The organism is Protofrankia symbiont of Coriaria myrtifolia (genome assembly GCF_900634755.1).
GTDB lineage: Bacteria > Actinomycetota > Actinomycetes > Frankiales > Frankiaceae > Protofrankia > Protofrankia coriariae.
In genome coordinates this window covers 1-16,132 of record NZ_CAAAFS010000185.1, presented here as the reverse complement: position 1 = coordinate 16,132, position 16,132 = coordinate 1, and the positions used below count along the sequence as shown (strand labels likewise).

At 71.4% G+C, this 16,132-nt stretch carries 13 protein-coding genes; 3 read left to right on the top strand and 10 right to left on the bottom strand.

The window, feature by feature from the left end:
* The first annotated feature begins 258 nt into the window (after positions 1–258).
* A complete protein-coding gene (locus CM1CMNOD_RS10605) occupies positions 259–1,977 on the top strand; it encodes an O-antigen ligase family protein (RefSeq protein ID WP_013873647.1) in 1,719 nt (572 codons plus the stop codon).
* Here CM1CMNOD_RS10605 and thrS read toward each other — a convergent pair.
* The 7 genes from thrS to CM1CMNOD_RS10570 form a co-directional block, all read right to left on the bottom strand.
* Complete coding sequence (gene thrS, locus CM1CMNOD_RS10600; protein ID WP_013873646.1) at positions 1,931–3,763, bottom strand: threonine--tRNA ligase; 1,833 nt, start codon at positions 3,761–3,763, stop codon at positions 1,931–1,933. The two genes, CM1CMNOD_RS10605 and thrS, sit on opposite strands and share 47 nt — an antisense overlap.
* A 346-nt stretch (positions 3,764–4,109) precedes the next feature.
* A complete protein-coding gene (locus tag CM1CMNOD_RS10595) occupies positions 4,110–5,090 on the bottom strand; it encodes an SDR family NAD(P)-dependent oxidoreductase (RefSeq protein ID WP_013873645.1) in 981 nt (326 codons plus the stop codon).
* A complete protein-coding gene (locus tag CM1CMNOD_RS21705; RefSeq protein WP_013873644.1) occupies positions 5,090–6,217 on the bottom strand; it encodes a lipopolysaccharide biosynthesis protein in 1,128 nt (375 codons plus the stop codon). The genes CM1CMNOD_RS10595 and CM1CMNOD_RS21705 overlap by 1 nt, the downstream gene beginning before the upstream one ends.
* A gap of 4 nt (positions 6,218–6,221) precedes the next feature.
* Complete coding sequence (locus CM1CMNOD_RS10585; protein WP_013873643.1) at positions 6,222–7,439, bottom strand: DegT/DnrJ/EryC1/StrS family aminotransferase; 1,218 nt, start codon at positions 7,437–7,439, stop codon at positions 6,222–6,224.
* A gap of 5 nt (positions 7,440–7,444) precedes the next feature.
* Positions 7,445–8,155, bottom strand: a complete 711-nt coding sequence (locus CM1CMNOD_RS10580) for a sugar phosphate nucleotidyltransferase (RefSeq protein WP_202797618.1) — start codon at positions 8,153–8,155, stop codon at positions 7,445–7,447.
* Positions 8,049–9,203, bottom strand: a complete 1,155-nt coding sequence (locus CM1CMNOD_RS22430) for a sugar transferase (protein ID WP_013873641.1) — start codon at positions 9,201–9,203, stop codon at positions 8,049–8,051. The genes CM1CMNOD_RS10580 and CM1CMNOD_RS22430 overlap by 107 nt, the downstream gene beginning before the upstream one ends.
* 238 nt (positions 9,204–9,441) lie before the next feature.
* The gene (locus tag CM1CMNOD_RS10570) at positions 9,442–10,680 is read right to left on the bottom strand and encodes a glycosyltransferase family 4 protein (protein ID WP_013873640.1); all 1,239 of its coding nucleotides are present in this window, start codon (positions 10,678–10,680) and stop codon (positions 9,442–9,444) included.
* A 211-nt stretch (positions 10,681–10,891) separates the two neighbouring features.
* On the opposite strand from CM1CMNOD_RS10570, the gene CM1CMNOD_RS10565 reads away from it, so the two are divergent.
* On the top strand, positions 10,892–12,277 hold the full coding sequence (locus tag CM1CMNOD_RS10565) for an oligosaccharide flippase family protein (RefSeq protein ID WP_013873639.1): 1,386 nt from the start codon (positions 10,892–10,894) through the stop codon (positions 12,275–12,277).
* Positions 12,278–12,430: 153 nt separating this feature from the next.
* Here the strand turns inward: CM1CMNOD_RS10565 and CM1CMNOD_RS10560 are convergent, their stop codons facing one another.
* A complete protein-coding gene (locus CM1CMNOD_RS10560; RefSeq protein ID WP_013873638.1) occupies positions 12,431–13,630 on the bottom strand; it encodes a glycosyltransferase family 2 protein in 1,200 nt (399 codons plus the stop codon).
* Position 13,631: 1 nt separating this feature from the next.
* Positions 13,632–14,435, bottom strand: a complete 804-nt coding sequence (locus tag CM1CMNOD_RS10555; protein WP_013873637.1) for a class I SAM-dependent methyltransferase — start codon at positions 14,433–14,435, stop codon at positions 13,632–13,634.
* Between the two features lie 180 nt (positions 14,436–14,615).
* Here CM1CMNOD_RS10555 and CM1CMNOD_RS10550 point away from each other — a divergent pair, with 180 nt between their 5' ends.
* Positions 14,616–15,155, top strand: a complete 540-nt coding sequence (locus CM1CMNOD_RS10550; RefSeq protein ID WP_013873636.1) for a winged helix-turn-helix transcriptional regulator — start codon at positions 14,616–14,618, stop codon at positions 15,153–15,155.
* Between the two features lie 66 nt (positions 15,156–15,221).
* Here CM1CMNOD_RS10550 and CM1CMNOD_RS21700 read toward each other — a convergent pair.
* The coding region (locus CM1CMNOD_RS21700; protein WP_165490463.1) for a hypothetical protein at positions 15,222–16,132 on the bottom strand (911 nt) is incomplete at its 5' end.

The window sequence follows — 16,132 nt, the reverse complement described above, 5'->3', positions numbered from 1 at the left end:
AACCGCTCGCGAACGTGGACGAGCCCCTCTCGCGGCATCGGCGCCCACCACCCGCATCCGGCGTAGACGAACTACCGCGTCCGCGGGACCCGCACGCGGCCGGGCCGGCATACGGTCGACCACGGCAGGCGGAGACATGGCGGTGACGAACCGTCAGGCAGGCCGGCGACGGACCAGCGCCGTGCGGACCGGGAGGGTGCACGTGCCTCGACGAGCTGGCCGGACGATCTCCGGCAGCGCGACCGCCCAGCGGTGGTGATGCGGACAGCCGCCGCGCGGGCCGCCCGCCCGCGGCCGCCGGGTGCCAGCCGGCTCGGCGCGGCGGGGCCCGCCCTACCGGATCCCGGTAGGGCGGCACCCGGCCGGCCGGAGACGGTGGTCGCCGTCGCCGCCGCCGTCGGTGCCGCGCTCGTCGGTGCCGCCCTGGCCGAACGGGTGTGGATGGGCCTGGCGCTGCTGGTGTTCGTGCTGTACGTCGCCCTGACCACCGTGAACCTGCGGCTCGCCATCGCCCTGTGGACGCCGACGCTGTTCCTCGAGGCCGTCCCGGCCTTCAACCTCGCCGCGAAAGCGGCCGGTCTGGTCATCATCCTGCGCTGGCTCACGGCGCCGCGCGGACCAACACCGACCCAGTGGACGGCGGGGAGCCCGGCGGGACAGCCGGCGGAGCCAGAACGGCCAGTGGGACGCGGGGCTTGGTGGGGGGCCTGGTGGACGACGGGGCGCGCCGGCGTCGACTTCTCCGCGCTTCGGCAGCGGCCGGGGCTCGTCACCGTGGGCATGCTGTTGCTGACGTGGCTGTCGCTGTCGTTGCTGTGGGCCGTCGACATCGGGGCCGCCGCCACCGACCTGTGGCACTGGTGGGCGCTGGTAATGATCTTCGTCGTGGTGAGCACGGCAATGGCCGACATGCGGGCCGTTCGCATGGCCGCCGGCGCGTTTCTCGCCGGTGCGGTGCTCTCGGTCGCCGTCGGCCTGGCCGGCGCCGGCCCGTGGCCGAGCAACCCCGCGGGCCTGGCTGGAGCCCCCCGGTTGCAGGGCGGGGCGGGTGATCCCAACTTTCTCGCCTCGTGGCTGGTGGCGGGGCTGATCCTGGCGGTCGGTCTCATCGCGGCGAGCGAGAGCAGGGCGCTGCGCCGGCTCCTGCTCGCGGCCAGCGGCCTCGCCGCCGTCGGGCTCGCCGCGACCCTCTCCCGTGGGGCGTTCGTCGCCGCCGGTGCCAGCGCCTTTGCCGCGCTCGTCCTGCTGCGGCGCCACCGTCGGCGGGTGGCCGGGCTGATCCTGCTTGTCACGGCCGCGGCCACCGCCTGGCTGGCGACGTCACCCGCGGCCTGGGAGCGCATCACGACGAACGACCGCGGGGACGGCCGGGTGGACCTGTGGAAGGTCGCCTGGAGCGTCGTGCGGGACCATCCGGTCCTGGGGGTCGGGCTGAACAACTACACGGCGGTGGAGAGCGACTACGTGCGCCGGGTCGGTCCCGTGCCCTGGCTCGACATCATCATCAGCCGCGCGCACGAGGTGCACAACGCCTATCTCCAGCTGCTCGCGGAGAACGGGATCGTCGGGGTAGTGCTGTTCCTGGCTTTTCTCATCCTCTGCCTGCGGTCGATGTTCCTCGCCACCCGGCGTTTCGACGCGCTCGGTGACCGGCGGAACGCGACGGTGGCGAGCGCGGTTCTGCTGGCCACGTTCAGCATGGCCGTTTCGGGTGTCTTCCTGTCCAACGCCATAGACAAGCGCCTGTGGTTCCTGCTCGCGCTGGGGCCGGCGCTGCTGCGGGCGGCAACCGACAGTCCGCGTCCACCCGTGGAGCACGCGTCACCGCCGGGTGTCTTTCTCTCACCAGCAGCCTGTGCGGTGGAAGAAAGACACCCGGCGGGAAAGGAAGACCGGAGACCCGCAGACAAGCCCGGTGTCCGGGACGGGATCAGCCGGCCGGATCCAGGTCGAGGGTCATGGCACGGTCGGCGATGAGCCGGCCCAGCTTCTCGATCAGTTCTGGGACGGGCCGTGAGCCCAGGTTGCGCCGCCCGCGGGCGCGGACGGACACCGAGTCGTTCTCCAGCTCACGGTCACCGATGACCGCGACGTAGGGCACCTTCTGCTGCTCGGCCCTGCGGATCTTCGCCTGCATCGTGTTGTCGCTGTCGTCGAGTTCCGCGCGGATTCCCGCGTCGACCAGGCGGCGCCAGACGGCGGCGGCGCCGTCGGCCTGCCGGTCGCTGATCGGGACGACCCGCACCTGCACCGGGGCGAGCCACACCGGGAACGCCCCGGCGAAGTGCTCGATGAGGAACGCGACGAAACGCTCGTGCGAGCCGAGCGGCGCCCGGTGCAGGACAACCGCCTGCTCCGCCTCACCGTGCCGGTTGGTGAAGGTCAGGCCGAACTGTTCGGGCATGTAGAGGTCGACCTGGTTCGTCGACGCGGCGAACTCCCGGCCGGTGACCGAGGTGAGGACGAAGTCGACTTTCGGCCCGTAGTGCGCCGCGCCGCCGATGTCCTCGATGTAGGGAATGCCGGACTGTTCCATGGCGTCGCGGGTGATGCGTTCGGCCTCCTGCCACATCAGCTCGTCGCCGTGGTATTTCTCGGTGTTCTTCGGATCCCGCAGCGCGAGGACCATGTGGTAGTCCTCGATGCCGAGCTTGTCGTAGTAGAGGGCGTGCAGCCGCATGACGGCGAGGAACTCGTCGATGGCCTGTTCCCGCGTGCAGTAGATGTGCGCGTCGTTCTGGGAGAAACCGCGCACCCGCATCATCCCGAACAGCTGCCCGGACCGCTCGTAGCGGTAGACCGTCCCGTATTCGGCGAGCCGCAGCGGCAGTTCCCGGTAGCTGCGCGGGCGTGCCTTGTACACCATGTGGTGGTGCGGGCAGTTCATCGGCTTGAGGTAGTACTCCTCGCCATCGATGTCGATGGGCGAGTAGAGGTCGTCCGCATAGTACGGAAGATGCCCGGAGATGTAGTACAGGTCGCTCTTGGTGATGTGCGGGGTGACGATGCGCTGGTAGCCGTGGGCGCGTTCGACCTCCCGCGCCCAGGTTTCCAGCTCGTCGCGGACGATGGTGCCGTTCGGCAGCCACAGCGGCAGCCCCTTGCCGACCGCCGGGCTGAAGGCGAACAGGTCCAGCGCCTCACCGATGACCCGGTGGTCCCGCTTCTTCGCCTCCTCCAGCTGCCACAGGTAGTGACGCAGCTCCTTGGGGGAGTCCATCACGGTCCCGTAGATCCGCTGGAGCTGCTGGCGTTTCTCGTCGCCTCGCCAGTAGGCGCCGCTGACCCGCAGCAGCGCCACCGCGTCGGGATGGATCGCGCTGCTGTCCTCGATGTGCGGCCCGCGGCAGAGGTCCTCGAAGTCACCGCTTTCGTAGACCGACAGCTCGACCGGCCCCTCGATCGGCTCGCCGTTGTCGTCGACGCCGCCGGCGACGATGTCGCGGATGAGTTCCAGCTTCAACGGCTGATCGGCGAACCTGGTGACGGCCTCGTCCGTGGTCAGCTCGTGCCGCTCGAAGCGCACGCCGTCACGGATGAGGGCGCGTACCCGCTCCTGCAGCCCGGCGAGATCCTCCGGGGTGAGGGGGCGCGGGAGCGCGAAGTCGTAGTAGAAGCCGTCCCGGGTCGGCGGGCCGACGCCCAGTTTGGCGTCCGGGAACTTCTCCAGCACCGCGTGGGCGAGCAGGTGCGCCACCGAATGGCGTTTGGCGTAGAGCGTGGATGCCCGGTACTCGGCGTCCGTCTGGGGGACCTTGCTCATGACCGCCCCCCGCTCTGGCTACCGTGGGCGCCGGTCAGCGATGACCGGCCGCCGGGCCTTCTTTCACACATCACGTCGTCCTTGCCCTGTCTGCCCTGTCCGTGTCTGCTGCCCTGCCCGCCGGGTCCGCATGCCGACCCCCACGGGCGTGGGGAGCGGTCGGCTCACCGGTTCGGCGGCGTCACCGCCGTAGCACCGTCCGGCATGACCGGACACACCCGTAACTGGATGCGCTGGTGTCCCGCCGCCGACACGCCCTGTTCCCAGCAGACCTTACTCGATACGGGAGTCGCCGATATCGACCCGCTGGCGGGGCGGTCGGGGCCGCCTCAGTCACCCGCGGCGGTCATCTCGAGTATTCACCGACGCGGAACCGGCTCATGTTCGACTTGATCCATCCGATCGTCGCCGTGAGCCCGGCGTCGAGGTCGACCTGGGGGGCCCAGCCGAGCAGCTCGCGGGCCAGCGCCGGATTCGACACCAGCCGTGCGACCTCGCTGTGCGGCGGCCGCAGCCGGGTCTCGTCGACGTTGACGGTCAGTTTCCGGCCCAGCAGGTCGCCGACCGCGGTGACGAGTTCCGCCACCGAGACGTCGTGCCCGGTCCCCAGGTGGACGGTCCGGCCGACGGCGGCGTCGGACTGCGCCGCGGCGAGGAAACCGGCGACGGTGTCCGAGACGAAGGTGAGGTCCCGGCGGGTGTCGAGCTCCCCGAGGCGCAGCGTCCCACCGGCCAGCGCCTGCGTGATGACGGTGGTCGTGACCGCGCGGGCCGACTGGTGCGGGCCGTAGGTGTTGAACGGCCTGAGCACGGTCACCGGCAGCTGGTGCGAGCGGTGGAACGCGCCCATCAGCTGGTCGCCGCCTGTCTTGCTGGCGGCGTAGGGGGACTGCGCCGTCAGCGGATGCTCCTCGGTCATGGGGGCGGTGCGGGCGGTGCCGTACACCTCGCTCGTCGAGGTGTGCACGACCCGGCCCACCCCCGCGCGCAGCGCGGCCTCGGCGACGTTCAGCGTCCCGAGCACGTTCGTTTCGAAGAAGTCCCGGGCGTTGACGTAGGAGTACGGGATGGCGATCTGCGCCCCGAGGTGGAAGACGACGTCCGCGCCGCTGACCGCCCGCTGCACCGACTCGACGTCGCGCAGATCACCGAAGACGACCTCCATGTCACGTACGACGTGCTGGTCGTGCCATTCCAGGCTGCCCCTCTCGCCCCGGGAGTTGTACCGGAGAAAGGCACGGACGCGGCTGCCACCGCATACGAGCGCGGCGGCCAGATGCCCGCCGATGAACCCGCCCGCCCCCGTGACGAGCGCTGTTCGCGCCATTACCGGGCGGGCCCGGTCGGCTGGCCGTCCAGCGCCCGCACCGTGGGGGCCACCCCGGCCTGTGTGTCCACGGTGGACGCCTGCGGTCCGGGTGACGGTGACGGGGACGCGCCGTCGGCCGCCGTGTCCGCTGCCGGTACCGTGCCTGCCGATCCCATACCCGCCGGCATCACGCCCGCGGATGTCGTGCCTGCCGATACCGTGCGGGCGGACCCGTCGTCCCAGGTGGAGCCCTGCCGGCCGTGCCGTGCGCGGGCGAGCCGTTCGGCCGTGATCGCCGCTGCCGCCCCGAGGACGAGGCCGGCCAGCGTACTGATCGTCAGCACCAGCCAGGCCGGGGCGCCCGCGGCCGAGCGCGGGACCGCGGCGTCCTGCAGCAACGACATGGTGGGATCACCGCTGTCGCGGACCTGGCCCAGTTCGACCAGCCGCTGCTCAAGGCCGGCGGCGGTGGCGCTCTGCTGGCCGGCGGCGTCGCCGGGCTGGCTGCGCAGCGCGTCGAGCCTGGCCTGGGCCGCGCGGGCCGAGGAGTCGGCCAGCCGTCGCAGCGTGGCCTGCCGGGTGTCGATCAGGGAGTGCGCGTATGTGTTCGCGACATCCGCCGCGGTCCTCGCCACGGAAGCGCTGGCCACGACCTCGAGAATGTTGGTCTGTCCCTTCGGCATCACGTCGACGGTCCGCTGGACGCGTTCCGCCGTCCAGGGCGCGCCGAGCCGGGTGGCCGCGACCTGTGCGATGTCACGGTTGTCCGCGGCGGCGGCGGCGGTCTGGATCGTCCTGATCGGGTCCCCCAGGTCGCGGACGAGCGGCAGCCCGAGCAGGCTGTCGTCGTCCTGCGCCAGCGGTGTCACGAGAACGTCCGCCCTGGCGTGGTAGGTGGTCGGCCGCAGGGCGAGCGCCAGCAGACCGCCGCCGAGCGCGGCGAGCGTGACCAGGGTCACCAGCAGCCGGTGTGCCCGAAGAGCCCGCAGGTCGCCGGCGGGACGCTCGTCGTACCGCTCCCGCGCGGGGCCGTCCCGCCATGATGTCGGGGATGGCGCCGGGGGCGGTGTCGAGTGCGGCATCGGGGACGGTGTCGTGGGCCTCTCCGTCGGCGGCTCCATCGGTGGCCCCGTCGATGGCTTCATGCCGTCACCTCGCAGCCGTCTCGTCGCCGGTGTCCCGGCGCCGGGAGCTCGTTCTGGCGAGCGCCAGGGCCTTCCCCGTCGCGCTCACCACCTGTTCCTGCTGGTCGTCGCGCATGTGGGCGAACATGGGCAGGGTGACCGTCCGCGCCGCGTACCGGTCCGTCAGCGGGAGTTCCCGCCGGGGTGACCCCGGCGGGGCGGCGTGGACGGTGCTGCGGTGGACCGGCGGATAGTGGACGCTGGTCTGGACTCCCCGCTCGGACAGGTGGCCGCGGAACGCGTCCCGGTCGACGTCCGCGGGCAGGACGACGGCGAACAGATGATGCGAGCGGGCGCATCCGTCATCCACGGGTTGCCCCGGGACCGCGTCCACGGGGTGGCCCGGGATCATGACGTCGAGGTCGCCCAGCGCCTCCCGGTAGCGGGCGTCCAGCCGGGCTCGCCGCTGGTTCTCCGCGGCCAGCCGCCGCAGCCGGCAGGCGGCCAGTGTGGCCCGCGGCTCGTCGATGCGGTAGTTGTAACCGAGCGCGACGACGTCGTACGTGTGCGCGTGGCCCTGGTGACGGTCCCAGGTGAGTGTGGTCATGCCGTGGGAGCGCAGTAGCCGCACCCGGTCGGCGATGTCCGGGTCCGCGGTCACCACGACACCGCCCTCGCCGACCGCCAGGTTCTTGTTCGCGAACATGCTGAAGGCGCCGGCGGTGCCGAAGGTGCCCAGGTGGCGGCCGTGCCACCACGAGCCGGCGGCGTGCGCCGCGTCCTCGAGAAGGATCAGGCCGCGGCGGGCGCACAGGTCGCGCAGCGCCCCGATCTCCCCGGCGTGCCCGCCGTAGGCGACGTACAGGACGGCCTTCGTCCGACTGGTGATCACCTGTTCGCAGCTGGCCGCGGACAGCCACGGCCGCGCAAGCCCGGCGATGTCGGCGAAGACCGGTGTCGCGCCCGTGTAGCGCACGGCGTTGGCGGTCGCCACGAACGTCAGCGACGGGACGATCACCTCGTCGCCGGTGGTCAGCCCGACCGCGAGGCACATCAGGTGCAGCGCCGCGGTCCCGTTCGTGACCGCGACCGCGTGCCGGGTACCGACGAAGCGTGCGAAGAGGTCCTCGAACTGCCGGGTCCGCGGGCCCATGCTGAGCCATCCGGACCGGTAGGTGTCGGTCACCGCCCGTAGATCGTCGTCCTCGACGACGAGATCCGACAGCGGCACGGCCCAGTGCATCACTGTCACTGTTCCGTGAGCAGGGCGACGTCCTGGACCGCCCGCTCGTATTCCTGCGGTGTGCCGATGTCGTACCAGGGGGCGTCGCTGGAATATGCCGCGACCTTCTCACCGGCCGCGAGCAGACGCTGGACCAGCTCCGGGAACTGGCACTCACCGTCCGGGAGGTGTTTCAGCGCCCGCGGCTCGTAGATGTAGACGCCCATGCTCACGTCGTAGTGCAGCGTCGGTTTCTCCCGGTAGGCGCTGACATAGCCGTCCGTGGTCTCGAGCACGCCGAGGTCGATGTCGACCGGGTTCTTGTGGGTGGCGATGGTCAGGGCGGCGCCGGTCTCGACGTGGAAGTCGACCAGCTCGCGGTAGTCGAGGCCGGTCAGCACGTCGCCGTTCATGGCGATGAACGTCTGGTCGAGGCCGGGGACGGCCCGCAGTGCCCCGGCCGTGCCCAGCGGCTTTTCCTCCCAGTGCCAGTGCAGCTCCAGGCCCGGTTCGAGCCGGGCCTGGGAGAAATAGGCCGCGATGAGCCCTCCGAGATAGTTCACACAGAGATCTACCCGGGTCACCCCGACGGCCCGCAGCCGGTCGATGATGTGCTGCAGGATCGGGCGTTCACCGACCGGCACGAGTGGTTTGGGGATGATTGTCGTGTACGGGCGCAGCCTGGTGCCGAGACCGCCGGCAAGAACAACCGCCCTGATGTGCGACAGACCGCTCATCCCGTTCATCGACATCCCCGTCCTCGGCCCCCCGGTGCGGAATCCGCCTGCTTCGGCAGACGGCCCGTCCGGCTTGCGTGGAAGAATTCCGGACCAGCCGGAAGAGCTCTCTTCGCCCGTCACGTCCGACAGTTTTTCCGTCGTGTTCGGGCTTTCTGTGAAGCTCGGTTCTCCTGTCCCGTTCGGTTTTCCCGTCATATTCGATGTCGAAACGGCAGAACAGCACGAGGGGGGTCCACAGCAGCAGTTTGCAGTCGGTGGTGAGCCGCCGGTCAGCGGCGTACAGGCGGTCGAGCCGCACCTTCTCCGGCAGCAGGTCGTCGACGTAACGGCGCACCGGATCCCCGTCCTGCCCGGCACCGATCAGGTCGCCCTCGTCCCGGAAGACGAGCTGGGTCCATCCCGACAGGCCGGGACGGACCGTCAGGATCTCCTGGTAGGCCCGCGGGTGCAGGGCCACGAACCGGGGATCCTCCGGTCGCGGGCCGACCAGGCTCATCTGCCCGCGCAGGACGTGCCACAGCTGGGGGATCTCGTCGATGCGCCGGCGTGCGAGAAAGGCGCCGATACGGGTGAACCGTTCGTCGCCGGCCGCCGTCACCGGCGGCCCCGACATTCCCATCCGCATCTTCCGGAACTTCAGGACGGCCAGTGGCCTGCCCCGATTGCCCACCCGCAGCGCCCGGTAACACACCGGCCCTCTTGATTCGATCTTGATGGCAAGCGCGATCAGGAGCAGTGCCGGCAGGGCCAGCAGCAACAGAACGGCCGCCAGCAGCATCTCGGCGGCCAGCTTCGTCCCGGCGAGAAACGCCTCCCCACGGGTCCGCCCTGTCGTGCCCGCGGTGGTGGGCCTTCCACTGAGGACGGGTCCTTCGTTGAACGGGCGTCCCGCGGCCGGATCCGGGCGCTGCGCCACCGGGTGTTCCGTTGCCGCGGGTTCTGCCGCCGGGTGTTTCGCCACCGACGTTTCCGTCACCGATATTGTGGTGAGAGCCCGCCGGATGTGCCCGGTCGTCCCGGCCACGGCGGTCGTACGACGGACCACGTCCTCCCCCTGCTTTCCCCGTCGACCGGTGGCGTACCGCCGGCCGGGCCGGGCCCGGGATTCCCACCGGATCCGGCGTCCGGAAGCCGGACTGGACGCCTCCCGGGGCCAGGCGCTCCACCGGCCGCCAGCGGGCCTGGAAACCGCATCGCCACCGTATGTCCGCCCCCGCCACCACCGGCTCCCCCATCGGCACCAACTCCCCTACGCCGTATGTGGGTGGCGGGGGTCGTCCGGGTCACGCCTTCTCCCCGGCCTCCCCGGCGATGAAGCGGGCGACCCGGCTCGCCTCGGTTTCCAGGGTCACCGCCCGGGCGGTGACCAGGCCGTGGGCGACCAGACGATCCCGCAGGTCGGCGTCGTCGACGAGACGGTTGATCGCGGTCACCAGCCGGCCGACGTCCGAGGGCGGCACGAGCAGGCCGGCGCACCCCCCGTCGAGCGCGGCGCGCACGCCGCCGACGTCGGTCGCCACGACGGGCGTCCCGCAGGCAAAGCCCTCGATCAGCACCTGCGGCACCCCCTCGGTGAGCGAGACGTGCACGAGGATGTGTGCCTGCCGGTAGAACCGCAGCAGGGCCGGGCCGAAGGGGACGTACCCCTCGAACACGACGCGTCCGTCGACGCCGAGCCGGCGGGCGTGCCGCCGGACCGCGTCCTCCAACGGCCCGCGGCCGAGCAGCCGCAGCACATGGCGCCCCGGCCGCTGCCGTTCCAGGTGGGCGAGCGCGTCGACGAGCAGCAGGGGGTTCTTCTCCCGGTCGATACGGCCGACGGCGAGCAGTTCGATCGGCCCCGTCCAGTCACGCCGTGGCACGGCCGCGGCGACGTCCCGGGCGGGGACCAGGCTGACCGTCATCGGCAGGACCGCTGGCCGGCGCCGCTCGTGGCCGGGTGGCCCGTCCCGCCGGCGCGAACAGCGACGCCGGGAGCCGTACCCGCGGGCGAGTTCCGTTCCGACGACCGTTGTCGGCAGCCACCGCGCCAGCAGACGGTAGCCGCTGTCGAGCGCCCGGACCGGCAGGAGCGCCGGCGCCCACCGGCGGCCGGGCAGGCGGCTGCGGAAGTACGCGGGGGTGTCCTGACGGACCCCGAGGACGACCCGTCTGCGCCGCAGGAGAGCAAGCGCGATCAGGACCATCGCGAACGGGTTCGGCCCGAGCACCCATACGACGTCCACCCGCGCCAGCCCCCGCCACATCCCGGTGACGGTGCCGGCCGCCGCGCGCGCCAGCGCGCCCAGCCGGCGCAGGCTGGCGTAGTACGGCAGCGCGACGAGTTCGGTGCCGGGCGGCAGGACGTGGTCCGCGGGCCGGTCCGCGCGGAGCGTGCGGCCGAAGAGGAGCAGTCGGTCGAAGTGCTGCCCGACCGCGCAGGTGAAGAGGAGGAACGCCTGGTCGGCGGAGATCCGCGGACCGGCGGCGGTCCGCTCGAGCTGGAAGACGTCGTCGGAGTAGACGCCCAGGCGGCCGTGCATGTTCGGTCATCCTGACCCGGCTCCCGGCAGCGGGCCAGTCGCGGCACGCCGACGGCAGTGGAGACGGCGGCAGGGACGGCAATCGCAGGACCGCGAGCCGCTGGCCTGCCGTCCGCCGGGCTGGCGGGCCAGCGGGAGCGCGCAGGAGAACGCACGGCCGTAAGCGGATCGCGATCGGCGAACAGCGGACGGTGAATATATCCTTCTCAGGATGGCCGCGCCTTGGCGGGGGGATGGTGACGGCGGCCCCCGGCATCCCAACTTCGTCTCGTCGGCGCTCGCGACCTGGGGCACACAGCTTGCGGTTGCTGTCCTCTCGCTCGCCAACGTCCTGGTCGTCGCGCGGTCGCTGGGTGCCACGGGCCGGGGCGACGTCGCCTTCCTCACGGTGATCGCCTACGTCGTCTCCCAGCTCTCCCTGCTGGGCGTGGAACAGGCGAACGTCAACTTCGCCTCGGCCGAGCCCGGGCTGCGACCGGCGCTGGCGACCAACTCGGTCCTGCTCGCCCTCCTGCTGGGGACGGTCGCCGCCGGTGCGGTCGGCGGTCTGATCGCGCTCTTCCCCCAGGTCGGCGGGCATTCGTCGGCCGGGTTACGCTGGCTGGTACTCGCCTCGGTCCCGATGCTGATCCTGCAGGTCTATCTGCTGTTCCTGGCGCAGGCCGACTACGCCTTCGGGTTCGCGAACGCGGCGTACCTGCTCGCCCCGCTGGTGAACGTCAGCGTCAACGGCCTGCTCGCCGCGCTCGGCGCGCTCAGCGTCGGTGTCGCGGTCGCCGCCTGCATCGGCGGCCAAGTGCTGGGCACCGCGCTGATGGCCTGGTATGTGGGACGCCGCGCGGCCGGGTTCGGCCGTCCCGACCTGCGCCTGGCGCGACGGTCGCTCGGCTTCGGGATGAAGGCGCACGCCGGGCAGACGATGCTGCTCGCCAACTACAAACTCGACCAGTGGCTGGTGGGCGCCATCGCCGGCGCCCACCAGCTGGGTGTCTACAGCGTGGCGGTCGCCTGGGCCGAGGCGCTGTTCTACCTGCCGACGGCGCTGGCCGCCGTGCAGCGGCCGGACCTGGTGCGTTCCAGTGGGGGTGATGCCGGCCAGGAGGCCGCGGCCGTGTTCCGGGTCGCGGTCCTGACCACGCTCCTGATCGGCGCCGGTCTGGTTCTTGCCGCGCCTTTTCTCTGCGTGACCGTCTTCGGTGTCGAGTTCCAGGACTCGGTCGTCCAACTGCGTGTTCTGACGGCCGGCGCGTTCGGGGTCGTCGCGCTCAAGCTGCTGGGCAACGCGCTGACCGCGCGGGGGAAACCGCTGCTGGAGACTGCCGCGGTGGGCATCGCGTTCGTTGCCACGGTGGCGCTCGACATCGTGCTCATCCCCGGGCACGGCGGTGTCGGAGCGTCGGTCGCCTCGGTGCTGGCGTATTCGGCCGGCGGGATCGCGGTCACCATCATCTTCGCGCGGGCGTTGGGGGCCAGTTGGGGCAGCCTTGTCCCACGCTGGCATGACGCGCGGGTGCTCGGGCGCGTCGGCCGGCGCTTCTCGGCGCGGCTGGTGCCGTCCCGGGCGGCAACGGCGAACACGTTCCGCGGCGACGGGTAACCCGCTCTCCGCCTGCCGGAAAACCAGGGTGGGACGCCGCGGAAATCTGCCGCGTCCGCCCCGGTTTTCTGGTTTTCTGAATCCTGTCAGGATCTGCCGGGGCGGGACGCGGCGGATTTCGTCTCAGCCGTTTTTTGTCCAGCCGTTTTTGTCTCAGCCGGGTCGCCGCGGCCGGTCGAGAACTCCTCGCAGGGTACCAAGAGCGTAACCCGCGTGCAGCGCCCCGAAACAGGCCATGACCCTGGCGGTCATCACCGGAAATCCGTCCGGGCGGCCCCCGACGACGGTCGTGTCGGGAACGGGCCCGTCTCGGCGCGCGCGTCCGACCGCCATGGCCGCCGACAGCGACGCGGCGGCAGAATATGCGAGCACAGCAACGGCAAGGGCCGCCCGTGTCCCGGTGGCGCAGGCCGCCCGATGTGTTCTGGACGCGCAGGCCGACGCCCCCGCCAGCCCCACCAGCGCGAGCAGAAAGGACGCCGGCGCCAGATGCCGGGGCCGGAGCATGCCGTGGTGTGCCCGGCACACCCGTACCCGGGCACGGCCATATCGGTAGTACTGGCGGAACACGGCCCGCCAGGAGGGACGGGCCAGGTAGTGGAACCCGATCGAGGTGTCGAGCACTATTCGGTAACCGGCCCGCCGCAGCCGCCAGTTCAGCTCCTCGTCCTCGCCGTAGACCATGTCAGGGTCGAAAAGGCCGACGCGTTCGAGCGCCGCGCGCCGGTAGACCCCGCACTGGACGGTGTCGACGAACGCGTGTTCCGTCCGGCCCGCGTACCCGCTGTCCCCGACACCGAAGTGGGACGTGCGGGCGAGCGCGGCCGCCGCCCCGAAGCGGGTGTCACCGTGCTGCCGCGGCCGCCCGCCCACACAGGCGACGTCGGACGGGCCGTCCCGCAGCACGGCGACGGCCCGGCGCAGGAAGTCACGCTCCGGGTAGCCGTGCGCGTCCACCTTCGCGACCAGGTCGTTGGTGGAGAGCCTGATGGCGAGGTTCAACGCCGTGGGCAGGGCGCGGCGCTGCCCGTCAGCGATCACTGTCAGGCGCTGGTCGGCGGCTGCCCGCTCGTCGGCGATCGCGACGGTGCGGTCCCGCGAGCCGCCGTCGACCAGCCAGATCCGCACCAGTTCCGCCGGGTAGTCCTGGGCCAGCACCGCGTCCAGGCAGCGGCCGACGTGGCGTTCCTCGTCATATGTCGAGATGACGACGTCCACCGTTTCCGCGCCTGTCGTCTCCCGGTCCGCCGCCTCCTGGCCGGTTGTTTCTCGGCCTGTGGTGTTCTGGTCTGTGGTGTCGCGCTGACCGGCCGGCGGTGCGGCACCCGCCGTTCCAGTGTTCTCGGCCGCCATGTCAGGACGCCGGGTGACATGCCGTGTCCGGCGCGCCGATCTCCTCGGGAGGCTCTTTCTCGGAACGCTCGTCCCCGGCGTGTTCCGCGCCGTTCCCGTGGTCGTTCCTGCGGGCGACACCGGTGATGATGTACCGCCAGCTCTGTGGTGTGACCCGTTCGCACAGGGCTCGGTCGACGGCGCCGAGCGCCCGCCGCTGCCGTTCGGAGCGGCCGAATCCGCCAAGTATCCCCAGCGTCGTGTAGTCGACCGTCCCGAACGCGGACAACAGCCCGACGGCCTCCGTGGCCGACAGATAACCGCATCCCTTCCGGCCCCAGCCGAAGTGCGTGCGGAAGAAACCGTGGATCCGCGTCCCGGCCGCGTTCTCCGCGAACCACAGCTCGCCGCCCGGTTTCAGCGCCCGGTACATGTTCGCGATCGCCTTCCGTTGCGGGACGGGCCACCTGTCGCCGCCGGTGGTCATTCCCGGGAGCAGGGACTTGAAGGCGACGATGTCGAAGGCGGCCACGTACGGCATGTTCAGCACGTCGATCCGCTCGTAGGTGACCGCGTCGCCGATGCCGTACGCGGCGTGCAGCCGCCGGGCGGCCGGTGACGGTTCCTGAAGGCCGGAACACACGACCTGGAATCCCTTCGTCGCCAGCCACAGCGAGAGACCACCGTGCGTCCCACCGAAACCGATTTCCAGGACGCTGGGGGTGGCCGCGGCCACCCTGCTGTGCTCCTCCCAGAAGGACAGGCACCTCGACCAGTTCGTCACGTCCCAACCGATGCTGTCACGGACGAGGCTCGCTCGGTTCATGCTCGCTTCCCTGCCCGCGTGCGTGCGTGAAGTAACCGAATCCGGCCCCTACGGTCGATATTCAGTTACAGAAAGTGATATTTGTGGCGGTCTGGTCTGTGGCTCGCCTGCGACCCGGACCTTGTCCGACAAATGATCATCGATCATGTCCCAACGTGGGTTCGCGGAGCCGGCGGCTGGGTGGTCGGCCCGTTACGGCAGGCGGGCGTGTTCGGCGCGGCTGGCGGCGATGCGCGCGGCCGCGAGCGCGCGGGCCCGCCCGGCGTCGCCGGTGAGCCGGGCGAGGATCGTCGCGAGCGGCCTGATCTGCCCGTGCCCGCCCCAGTGGCCCTCCGGAATCTCGGTGGGGAACACCCAGACCCGGCCGGGATCGCCAGCAACCTGCTGGCCACCCGACTCGACACCCTGGTGGCGGCAGGCGTGCTGCGACGCGTCCCCTACCAGGAGCCCGGCGACCGGCAGCGCTTCGAATACCAGCTCACCGAGCAGGGGCTGGATCTGCGACCCACACTGGTCGCGCTGCTGGAATGGGGCGACAAGTACCTCGCCGACCCGCGGGGGCCGTCGGTCGTCGTCCGGCACCGACCCGCCAACGACGAGGACGCCTGCGACGAGCCGGTCAGGGTCGTTCTCACATGCGCCGCGGGGCACATCCAGCTGCCGCCGCACGCCGTCCACCGTGCGCCCGGACCAGGCGCACGCTTCCTGGAGGCCACCTGACCGCGCATCCCCTGACGACCCCGCCCAGGCCAGCCACGTCACCGAATAATCACGTGTCGAACATGCCTAGCGCAGGGTGGCGCAGGGGGTCGGCTCGATGGAGGTGGCGTTGTCGTTCGGTTCACCGAGAGTGAGTACCCGCATGTGGGTGAGCAGGCTCTGCGGCAGGCCGACATATGTCTGGTCCCCCCAGGGGTAGGGCACCGTGGTCGACAGCGGGTTCTGCGCGACGAGACCGACGCCGCCGCCGGTGTCGCCGAGGATCATCCCGTACCGCTGGAGCGCGCGAGCAATGATCATTTCGTACTGGTTGAGACCGAGGGTGGACAGGTCCACGCCGGGGTCGAGCTGGAGGCGCGCGCCCTCGGGGATCGCGCCGACGTTCGTGCTCGTACCGTCGGCTTCGGTGGCCGGCAGGACGGGAGCACCCGCCCTCGTCTGCGGGTAGGCGAAGAACAGGGCGTGCCTGATCTCGCCGTCCCGCAGTTCCTCGGGGCGGATCACCCCCGCGGCGCCGGCCGCGCCCGAACCGGTCGCCGACAGGCCGCGGGGGTACCAGCCCGGCCCGGCCGTGGAGGTCGCGTTCGCCCAGGAGGCCGACCATCCGCCGTCGGCGTTGCGTACCGCCTGCCAGAAGTCGTACTCGCACCCGGTCGAACGGTCAATGATCACCATGTGGCCGTCGCCGGCCGGGTCGGGCACGGTGTGCGCGGGGATCGGGACGCCGGAGATCGTCGATGCCGGCGCCCACGGGGCGGTCAGCGTGACGGTGTGGCGCGGGGTGGTTGCGTCGGCGTAGTGCAGCGGCCTCGACCACTCCCTGACCGCGATCACGAAGCCCTGCGCCCGCGCGGCCTCGACGACCGTGCGCAGCATCGTGGCCGAGTTCGCGTCGGCTCCCGTGTCCGGTGGGACCAGGGTGTTCCACAGGCTCGTCGGCGAGTAGAGCGCCGGTGCCGGTGCGGTGGCCGAGGGGG

What these genes read in the sequence shown, in the direction of transcription:
- CM1CMNOD_RS10570 (WP_013873640.1), bottom strand. Translation starts at nt 10,680, where the DNA reads ATGCACGGCCGCCTGGGCGTCTACTCCGACGACGTCTTCCAGCTCGAG.
- CM1CMNOD_RS10595 (WP_013873645.1), bottom strand. Translation starts at nt 5,090, where the DNA reads ATGGCGCGAACAGCGCTCGTCACGGGGGCGGGCGGGTTCATCGGCGGG.
- CM1CMNOD_RS10585 (WP_013873643.1), bottom strand. Translation starts at nt 7,439, where the DNA reads ATGCACTGGGCCGTGCCGCTGTCGGATCTCGTCGTCGAGGACGACGAT.
- CM1CMNOD_RS10555 (WP_013873637.1), bottom strand. Translation starts at nt 14,435, where the DNA reads ATGAACCGAGCGAGCCTCGTCCGTGACAGCATCGGTTGGGACGTGACG.
- CM1CMNOD_RS10565 (WP_013873639.1), top strand. Translation starts at nt 10,892, where the DNA reads ATGGCCGCGCCTTGGCGGGGGGATGGTGACGGCGGCCCCCGGCATCCC.
- CM1CMNOD_RS10605 (WP_013873647.1), top strand. Translation starts at nt 259, where the DNA reads ATGCGGACAGCCGCCGCGCGGGCCGCCCGCCCGCGGCCGCCGGGTGCC.
- CM1CMNOD_RS10580 (WP_202797618.1), bottom strand. Translation starts at nt 8,155, where the DNA reads ATGAGCGGTCTGTCGCACATCAGGGCGGTTGTTCTTGCCGGCGGTCTC.
- CM1CMNOD_RS21705 (WP_013873644.1), bottom strand. Translation starts at nt 6,217, where the DNA reads ATGAAGCCATCGACGGGGCCACCGATGGAGCCGCCGACGGAGAGGCCC.
- thrS (WP_013873646.1), bottom strand. Translation starts at nt 3,763, where the DNA reads ATGAGCAAGGTCCCCCAGACGGACGCCGAGTACCGGGCATCCACGCTC.
- CM1CMNOD_RS10560 (WP_013873638.1), bottom strand. Translation starts at nt 13,630, where the DNA reads ATGGCGGCCGAGAACACTGGAACGGCGGGTGCCGCACCGCCGGCCGGT.